The organism is Protofrankia sp. CiP1_Cm_nod4 (assembly GCF_982290645.1).
The window spans coordinates 6,305-15,662 of sequence record NZ_CEVIVC010000122.1 but is presented as its reverse complement, the minus strand read 5'-3'; the positions used below and the strand labels follow the sequence as shown (position 1 = coordinate 15,662).

Genomic DNA, 9,358 nt, shown 5'->3' with positions numbered 1-9,358 from the left:
CCGTGGGGCGGGCCGTGGGGCGGGCCGGCCGGAGCGCGTCCCACAGCTCCAGGCACAAAAATCACGATGTACTTCCCTTTGCCACTTTGATATTTCAAATTAATACGTTAGACGTTTCAATGACCTGGAACGGTTCATACGGTTACACCAGCGGCATTGGCGACCGGAAGCACCCGAAGCAGTGAAGAAAGCTCAGTGAGCTGCGTTATAAACGGGCCCAACGGACGAACGGGCGATTACCGTATCGACTATGGCGCCAGCAGGACTTTCCTGGCAGACGCTGCACGATGTCGGTGCCCTCGCATTGGTCGACACCGCTTCGCAACGAGCTGCCTCGGTCGTACGACCATGTACTCCCGAACTCGACATCACCGACATCGTGGAAGCCGAACGCCTGGTCCAGGCGTGGGCGGACGCGACCACCCGCCAGGAGGCGGAGGCGGCCCTGGCCACGCGCCTGCGGGTCGACTCCGTACGCCTCCTGCAGTCGTTGGGCTGGCTGCTGGCGATGTGGGCGGTGACCCTGCATCTGCGGACCGGCGAACAGCCCCACGTGGTCATCCGGTCGCTGACCTACCGCGGGGTGTGGCGCGGCGCGCAGGCACCCCTTTCGGAACATGTGTGGGAGTCGCTCAGCGAGCGGATCCGCGTCGGCGCGCTGGCCGCGCTGACCGGGGACGCGGACATCACCCACGCTTTCCGGCAGGCGGTCCAGCGGCCCACGGGCATCGACGAGGTGCTGTTGCACCACGCCCTGGTCGTGATGGACGACCTGGCCCGCAGCATGCATGCCATCGGTGTCGACCCGACCGGCCTCGCCCAGACCCTGGCCGTGTACACGGCGCAGCCGTCCGCCATTCAGCCCCCGTCCTTCCGTCCGTTGAAATGAGCACGATGAGCACCTGGGACGAACACCCGGAACGAGCACTTGGAACGAGCACGGTCGCCGCCGCCGCGGCGCCCCGGTCATGTGGCGTCGATGCCGATGGTGGGTATCGTGTCGTCAGGCCGCCTGCCGACAATGCCGTTGGCAGGGCTGACGTGGCAGTGCTGATGACGGTGCCGGCCGGATGACAGTGCCGGCCGGATGACGGTGCCGGCCGGGCATCCTCTCATGATGGTCGGCAATCGCTGATCGGGCCTGTGGCGGGTTACACCACAGCATGCGTCTCCCTACCATCCACGGCCGTCCGCGCGGACGGCACAGAGCATCCATGATCTTTGTCGCAGGCGGCCCGGGCTTCGGGCCGGGCGGTTCGGACACCCCTCAGGTTCCATGCGACAGTTGGATGTCCGGTGCGGCACGCATGGGAGCGGGTGGATGGGTGGAGCGGCGAGCGGGCCCGTGGGAACCAGCCAGGGACCAGCGGGAGCCAGGCGGGAGGCGGAGGCCTCCCCCGCTCGCCATGGTGTCGCCGCGACCGTCCACCGGACGCATCTGCCCGGCCACGACCATCGACGAGAGCACCACCGGACCGGAGAGCTGACGGTGACCACCTTGTCCGACCCGCCCACGGCCGGCTCCCCACCCTCCCGTCCCACACCCGCCGGCTCAGCGCCCACCGGCTCAGCGCCCACCGTTGCCGCGGGGGCGGCCGGGGCGCCGCGGGCCCGGCAGCGGCTGCGCACGGTGGAGATCGTCGAGGCCGCGCTCCTGGTCGATCTGGTCATCGCGATCTGCCTGGTCACACGTTTCCTCCCCTTCGGCTGGCTGCTCACGATCGTCGCGACGGTTCCGGCGGCGACGCTTGCCGCCCGGTGGCGGCTACGGGCGGCCTGGACGGCGATGGTCGCGGCGCTGGCGGTGGCCGTCCTCATCGGCGGCACCGGCTTCGCGATCACGATCACGTCCTGCATGATGACCGGCACGCTGCTGGGCGTCGCGCACCGTCGCCGCTGGGGCCTCGTACGCACCACGGCGGTCGGTCTCGTCGCGCTGTGGGCACCGGTGGCGCTCGGCATGAACGCGCTGTTCTACGTGCTCACCGATCTGCGGGCGCTGGTACTCGCCGAAATCGTCAACAGCTGGGACGGCGCCCGCAGCAGCCTCGTCCACGTCGGGATCGGCCCGGACAGCCCGGGCCTGCGCACCGCGGACGCGCTCCTGCGGTGGGGCGCGGAGCACTGGTGGGCGCTGCTGCCGATCGCGCTGCTGGCCAACACCAGCGTCAACGTGCTCACCGCGGCCGTGGTCACCCGTCCGGTGCTGCGCCGGCTCGCCGTCGGCGCGCCGGAAGCCCGGTCCGACCACCCGAACGCGCCCATATGGGCACCGGGGCCGGCGCCGGCGCGCCGGAAGCCGGCGGCCCGGGGGTGTCCGGAACCGCCCGCGGCGGAACAGCCTCCACATCCGCTGCCCGTCCGCCTGGAATCCGTCACCTACCGCTATCCCCATGTGACGCGGGATGCGCTGCGGGACGTGTCACTGACGATCCGGCCGGCCGAGTTCGTGGCGATCGTCGGCGGCAACGGCTCGGGGAAGTCGACGCTCGCCCGGATCATCAGTGGCTGGCATCCCACCGACGGGCGGGTGCTGCGGCCCGGCGACTGCGCGCTGGGCCGCACCGGCGGCACCGCTATGATCTTCCAACGTCCGGAGTCGCAGGTCCTGGGGGTGCGGGTCCTCGACGACGTCGTCTGGGGCCTGCCCGACGGCGCCACCGTCGACGTGGAGGCCCTGCTGGCGCGGGTCGGGCTCGCGAACGTCGCCGACCGCGAAACCGCCACGCTCTCCGGCGGGCAGCTCCAACGGCTGGCGGTCGCGGCCGCGCTCGCGCGGGCGCCCCGGCTGCTCGTCTCCGACGAGTCCACCGCCATGGTGGACACCGAAGGCCGCGACCAGCTCACCGACCTGCTGGCGCGGCTGCCGGACGAGGAGGGAGTCGCGGTCGTCCACGTGACCCATCACCCGGCGGAGGCACAACGGGCGCACCGCCGGATCGTCCTCGACGCGGGCCGGCTGACCTCGGCGAGCGCCCCGGCGGGCGGTGTGCCGTGCGCGTCCCCCTGGCGCCCGCCGCGGGCCCGGCCCGCGCAGTCCCGCTCGATGGCCCTCCCGTCACCCATCCCGCCGTCCAGCCCGGCCAGCAGACCCGCCACGCCCGCCATACCCCCCGCACCCGCCGCACCCGCCGCACCCGCCGCACCCGGCGCACCCGCCGCACCCGGCGCGCCTGTCACATCCGGCATACCCGCCGTGTCCGCCGTGGACGCCGCGGCCAGCACGGTCGGCATGCCCGCCGCGACCGACACGCCCGGCCCGCTGGAGCGGGCGGCGAGCCGGACTCCCCCGGTGGATCCGCCCGCGGTCATCCCCGTCCCACCGGCTCCGCCGGCCGCCGCTGTCCCGCCGGCCGTCCCCGCTCCGCCGGCCACCCCGGCTTCACCGATCAGACCGATCAGACCGGCCGTATCAGCCGGGTCGGCCGGGTCGGCCGCACCCGCCGGGCAGCGGCTCGCGCGGACGGCCGCGCTGGTCCGCCTCGACGGGGTGGGGCAGGTCTACTCGCCCCGGTCACCATGGGCCCGCCGGGCGCTGCGCGACGTCTCCTTCTGCCTGGACAGCGGTGAGGCGGTGCTGGTCCGCGGCCGCAACGGCTCGGGCAAGTCGACGCTGGCCGCCGTCCTCGCCGGTCTGCTGACTCCCTCGGAGGGTGCGGCCCACCTCGCCGGCCAGCCGCTGACCGCCTGCCCCGGCGAGATCGGGTTTGCCGTGCAGCACTCCCGGCTGCAGCTGCTGGCGCCCACCGTGGGCGCTGACGTGCGCGCGGCGGCCGGCGTGGGCGTGGCCGCCGCCGACGAGGCCCTGGCCGCGGTCGGGCTCGACCCGGAGCTCTTCCGGGACCGGCGGGTGGAGGATCTCTCCGGTGGGCAGATGCGCCGGGCCGCGCTCGCCGGGCTGATCGCCTGCCGGCCTCGGCTGATGATCCTCGACGAGCCGTTGGCGGGCCTGGACGCCCCGTCCAGGCGGATTCTGATCGATGTCCTGGTGAGCCTGCGCGCCCGGACCGGCCTGACGCTGGTGGTGATCTCCCACGACTTCGACGACATGGCCCGCCTGACCGAACGGATGCTCGTCCTGGAAGCCGGGCGACTGGTGCATGACGGACCGTTCACCGACGGCGCCACCGGAGACATACCGTGTCACCCATCCGCGCCGCTGCCCCATCCCCGGCCGGCCGGGGCCCGCACGGAGGCCGAACTCCTCGACGTCACTTCTAGTGATCGCGATAGTTTGAGTAATTGTGACGATACTTTCTGCATCCAGAACGGCACAGCCCAGGCCGGCGACGGCCACAGCGACGGCGATGCCGGCCGCAGCGACGGCAGTGCCGGCCACAGCAATGCCGATAGCGGCAGTAGCGGTGACAGCGATACCGACAGTGATGGTAGCGGCGACGGGCAGGTAGGCGATGCCGGACGCCCGGGCTGCGTGCCAGCGCAGGGACCGGCGACCGTGGCCTCACGACCGCCGTCGGGAAGATCGGGGAACAGGAGCATCCGCGGCCCGGCCGGCTCCCGCCGGGGCCGGTTCGGCCGGCGGCGGCCGGCCAGGCACGGGCACCGTACCGAGCCGAACCTGTTGCGCTACATCCCCGGTGGCACCCCGGTGCACCGCCTGTGGGCCGGCACAAAACTGATCATCATGGCGCTGCTCGGCGTGCTGATCGCCGTACGGCCGTCCTGGCCGGTGATCGGAATGGTCGCGGGGTTCGTCGGCGTCTCCATGGTCGTCGCCCGGATCCCGGTCGGTGCCGCCCCGCGCCTGCCCCGCTGGTTCTGGTACGGCCTGCTGATCGGGGTGCTGCTCACCGCCCAGTCGCACGCGGCACCGTTCGTCACCGTCGGTGGCGTACAGCTGTCCGTCGGTGGCATGCTGGACTGGCTGCGGCTGACGTCGGCGTCCATGACGATGTTCGCCGCGGCCGCGCTGCTGGGATGGACCACACCGCTGTCGGAGCTGGCGCCCGCCCTGGGCCGACTGCTGGCGCCACTGCGCAGGCTGCGGCTGCCGATCGACGAGTGGGTCGCGACGGTGGCGCTGTCCATCCGCTGCCTGCCGCTGCTCGTGGACGAGATCCGCATGCTGCTCGCGGTCCGCCGGCTGCGCGTCGGGCCGCGGCCGCCCCGCCGCCGGCTGCCGGGCCGGCTCGCGGCGCTGCCGCTGCACGCGCGATCGGTCACCGAGCTGCTGTGCACGGCGATCGTCACCTGCCTGCGCCGGGCCGCGGAGATGACCGATGCGATCGCCGCCCGTGGCGGGTTCGGCGCGGTCGCGTATCAGCCGGCGCGCCCGCGGCGGGTGGACGCCGCGGCGCTCGCGGCCCTGGCCGGGCTGACCGTGGCGACCTTCCTGGTATAGCCCTTCCCTGGTACAGCCCGTCAGCGGTACAGCCCGTCAGCCCTTCCTGGCTGTGGCCCGCGCCTGTCCTGGCCGGCGGGAGCCCTTTTGTTCTGGCCGGTAGGAGCCCTTCCTTACCGGCCAGGACAGGCCTGCGCCTGCCCCTGCCGGCAGGTCGGGCCGGGAAACGCCCCGCCGTCAGCCGAGAAAGCTGTTGAGGCCGGCCTCCTGGGCCTGCGGATCCGCCTCGGACGTACCGGGCAACAGCTCCGTCAACGGGCGGGGCGGCCCGAGGTGGAATCCCTGGGCGTAGTCCACCCCGAGGTCACGCAGGGCCGGTGCCAGCGACTCCCGGTCGATGCTCTCGGCGATGGTGTACATGCCCAGGCAGCGGGCGACGCGGACCACCGCGTCCACCAGCACCGCGTCGGCCGGGGAGGTGTCGACGTGCCGCAGGAAGTCGCCGTCTATCTTGACGTTGGTGAAGGGCAGGTTCCGCAGGTAGACGAACGAGCCCAGCCCGACCCCGAAGTCGTCCAGGGTGAACCGGCAGCCCGCGCCGGTGAGGGCCTCGGCGAGCTGGCGCACCGCGTCCGGGGCTGCGACCGCCACGCTCTCGGCGATCTCGATACCGAGCTGGGACGGGTCGACCCGGGCTGCGCGCAGCTCGGACAGGACGAAGTCGGCGAAGCCTGTGTCCTCGACCGACCGGCCGGAGATGTTCACGTGCAGGCGCAGCCGCTCCCCTCGGGCGGCGACGGAGGCGAGCGTGGCCACCGTCTGCTGCACCACCCAGCGGTCCAGGCTCAGGACCAGGTCGCTGTGCGCGAGCACGCTCATGAACTCGGCCGGGCCGATCTCGGGATGCTGGCCGTCGTGCAGCCGCAGCAGCACCTCGTATCCCTGCACCTCGTGCGAGGCCAGGTCCACGATGGGCTGCACCTGGAGGGTCAGCAGGCCGGCGTCGAGGGCGTCCCTCACCCGCTGCACCATCAGGGCACGGCGGGTGAGGTACTCGTGCCGCTCCGCAGTGAACAGCTTGGCGCAGTTGCGCCCGGCGTCCTTGGCCTCGGCCAGAGCGAGCCCGGCATGGGCGAGCGCGGTGTCGCAGTCACCCACGGCCGACAGCGGCACGACGCCGACGCTGACCGTCACCCGCACCGCGAAACCATCCACCATGATCGTGTGCCGGGCGGCCTGCTCGCGCAGGGTGTCCGCGACGGCCAGTGCCTCCGGCCCGTCACCGCTGTGCAGGACCACCGCGAACTCGTCGTCACCGAGCCTGCCGATGACGGCGGCCGGGAGCGTCTCCACCAGGCGCTGGGCGACCGAACGCATCACCGTGTCGCCGACCGAGTGGCCACGCAGGTCATTCACGATCTTGAAGTTGTCGACGTCGACCAGCAGCAGCGCGCCGGTGCGGTCAACCCCGGCGGCCAGCCGCTCGGTCAGCAGGGCTGTCACCGCCCGCCGGTTGAGCACCTCGGTGAGCGGCTCGTGCACGGACGCGTGGGCGAGCTCGTGGCGTGTCCGGACCAGCTCGGTGACGTCGTGGGCCGTACCCATGATCCGGATCGGCGTGCCGGAGTCGTCGGTGAGGATGTCCCCCCGCCATTCCAGCACACACTCGGTCACCCGGTCGGCCAGGTACATCCGAGGGGTGACCTCGACCGGGGTGACGGTGGTGATCGCCTGGTCGAACGCGCTCTCGACCGTCGCCCGGTCGTCGAGGTGCACCAACGAGCGGAAGACGTCGTAGTCGACCGGGGTGTCCGTCGGATAGCCGAGCATGGCCAGCAGCTCGTCGGACCACTCCATCTCGTTGGTGACGAGGTCCCACTCCCAGATGCCGGTACGGGCGATCGTCTCGACGTGGCGCAGCCACCGCTCGCGCAGCCGCAGCGTCTCCTCCTCGTGGCGCCGCCCGGTGACATCGGTGATCTCGTAGAGGACGAAACTGTCGGCGGGCGGCTGCCCGGAGCCGGCGGGACGGTCGGCGATCAGAGTCCGGGCCCGGACCTCCAGCCAGTGGGTGGTGCCGTCCGGCGCCTGCCACTGGGCCTGCCGCTGGCCGGTGTCGGGGACGACCCCGGCCAGCGGCAGGCCGGCCTCGGCAACCGCCACGCGGGCGGAGTACACCGGATCGGCGTCCGGCCCGCCCCACGGGTACCCGCCACCCGCCGCGCCCCCCGGCTCCACGCCACCGTGCTCGGCGGCGTCAGCGCTGTCACGCCCAGAATGATCACGTACGGTACCGGCGACAGCGTCGTGCGCGGCACCACCGCCGGTGGCCACCAGATCGAGCAGGGCCCGGTTCGCCCAGACCACACGACTGTCTGACGTGACCACCAGTAGCCCGGTGGATACCACGTCAGCCACGGAGCCGGCCATGCTAGCGACCAACGGATCTCCTCGCGCCTGTCAGCCCGGTGCACATCTCGGCTGGTCACGCTATCTTCATGGATCGCATGGCCTTCCCGATCGCATGGCGAGTGTAGCGGCAGGCAGGTGCGCACAGAACGTCAGGCTGTGGTAGCGGGTGTGTCTTCCGACGCCCGGGAACTCCTGGCATCCAGCGACACGAAAAACCATGATCGTATCATCGTCGGCCCGTCCGGCTCATCGACGACAGCAGCTCATCGACGACAGCGGGCCGTCGGCAGCGCGCAGAACTATGATCGCGCCGCCTCCGGCCCGCCGTTGCGACTCCGCCGGCAGCGACGTCAGTCGTGGATCTGCTGGGCGAGATAGTGTGCCTCACCGAGCTGGGAGACCAGCTCGAGCTGGGCATCCAGCCAGTCGATGTGCTCCTCCTCGGAGGTGAGGATCTCCTCCAGCAGGACAGCGGATCCGACGTCGTCACGCGAGCGGGTCAGGACGATCCCCTCCCGCAGCAGGCCGCAGGCCTCGATCTCGTGCGTACGGTCGGAGTTGAGCTGCTCGACAGGTGTCTCGCCGACATGGAGCGTGTTCAGCCGCTGGAGGTTGGGCAGCCCGCCCAGGTACAGCACGCGATGCACCAGCTTGTCAGCGTGGCGCATCTCGTCGATCGACTCGTCGTAGGTGTGCTTGCCCAACCGCCGGTAACCCCAGTTGAGCTGCATCCGGGAGTGCAGGAAGTACTGGTTGACGGCCGTCAGCTCATTCGTGAGGACGCGGTTGAGCAGTTCGACAATCTCCGGGTCGCCCCTCACATGAAACCTCCGCTATGTCAGCCCGATGACACAACCGGACAGCCACGGCGGTAGTCCGTCAACAGTTCCTCGATCTCGTCGAGGCAGCCACCACAACCGGTGCCCGCGGCACAGACATCACCCACCTCGCCCGTGTCGCACGCGCCCGACTCAATCACGCCGCGCAACGTCCGCTCGGAGACAGCAAAGCACGAACAGACCAGCACCGCACCTCACCACGCTCTGGAGAGAGCACCTCGTCCCATATTCCGGAACCGACGGCCCACGGACGCCGCATACGGTCGGATCAATGACAGCAAGTGCTCGTGTCTAAGTTAAACCTTCCCTAATAAAAACGTGGCCTAAGAATCCCACAGGGACAGATCGGAGGCAAGCGGGGATGAGCGAGCACCACGTCACCACCCGGCCACAACAGGCCGATCACGGCCGCGGCGGAACCGGCCTGACATACGGACAGGCCCGGTAGCTCGGAAAACAGCGGCCGCCCAGCACGGGACGCGATTCCCGGAGAGATACGGATCACACCTGGCAGCAGCCAGGATCAGGCGCCCGGATACGGTATTGCAGTACGGTACGGTCCCGTTTCGTGAAGGAGGGCACAATGTGCTGTGGACCAACCAGGTAGGCCCATATTGTCCGATATCGTCAACCATTGCCCGATATGGGCCGAAAATTCGACGATCGGGTCAGTGACGAGCATAACCGCGTCTCTCCGCGCACGATCGGCCCATTACCCGTGACGACGGCCGACGCCCAGCCCGCGCTGCCCACGACCAGTGCCACGGCGGACAGCCGGCCCATGCCCGACGCCAGGCTCACGACC

The 9,358-nt window shown here is 70.9% G+C and carries 5 protein-coding genes; 2 read left to right on the top strand and 3 right to left on the bottom strand.

Annotation, left to right across the window (positions count from 1 at the left end; all coding sequences use genetic code 11):
• Nucleotides 1–250 precede the first annotated feature (250 nt).
• Together AC5LSR_RS18925 and AC5LSR_RS18920 are read left to right on the top strand one after the other, a co-directional pair.
• Nucleotides 251–889: a hypothetical protein gene (locus AC5LSR_RS18925; protein WP_250285821.1), complete on the top strand. Its 639-nt coding sequence runs from the start codon at nt 251–253 to the stop codon at nt 887–889.
• A 600-nt stretch (nt 890–1,489) separates the two neighbouring features.
• Nucleotides 1,490–5,362, top strand: coding sequence for a DUF2232 domain-containing protein (locus AC5LSR_RS18920; RefSeq protein WP_493468748.1), 3,873 nt, complete (start codon nt 1,490–1,492; stop codon nt 5,360–5,362).
• Nucleotides 5,363–5,539: 177 nt separating this feature from the next.
• On the opposite strand, the gene AC5LSR_RS18915 is transcribed toward AC5LSR_RS18920, so the two are convergent.
• The 3 genes from AC5LSR_RS18915 to AC5LSR_RS18905 all read right to left on the bottom strand — a co-directional run bounded on the left by AC5LSR_RS18915 (nt 5,540) and on the right by AC5LSR_RS18905 (nt 8,741).
• A complete protein-coding gene (locus AC5LSR_RS18915; protein WP_250285818.1) occupies nt 5,540–7,720 on the bottom strand; it encodes a putative bifunctional diguanylate cyclase/phosphodiesterase in 2,181 nt (726 codons plus the stop codon).
• 344 nt (nt 7,721–8,064) lie between these two features.
• A complete protein-coding gene (bfr, locus tag AC5LSR_RS18910; protein WP_250285817.1) occupies nt 8,065–8,535 on the bottom strand; it encodes a bacterioferritin in 471 nt (156 codons plus the stop codon).
• A gap of 17 nt (nt 8,536–8,552) precedes the next feature.
• Nucleotides 8,553–8,741, bottom strand: coding sequence for a (2Fe-2S)-binding protein (locus tag AC5LSR_RS18905; RefSeq protein WP_013874231.1), 189 nt, complete (start codon nt 8,739–8,741; stop codon nt 8,553–8,555).
• Nucleotides 8,742–9,358 lie beyond the last annotated feature (617 nt).

Coding starts and splice junctions, on each gene's coding strand:
- AC5LSR_RS18925 (WP_250285821.1), top strand. CDS start 251: ATGGCGCCAGCAGGACTTTCCTGGCAGACGCTGCACGATGTCGGTGCC.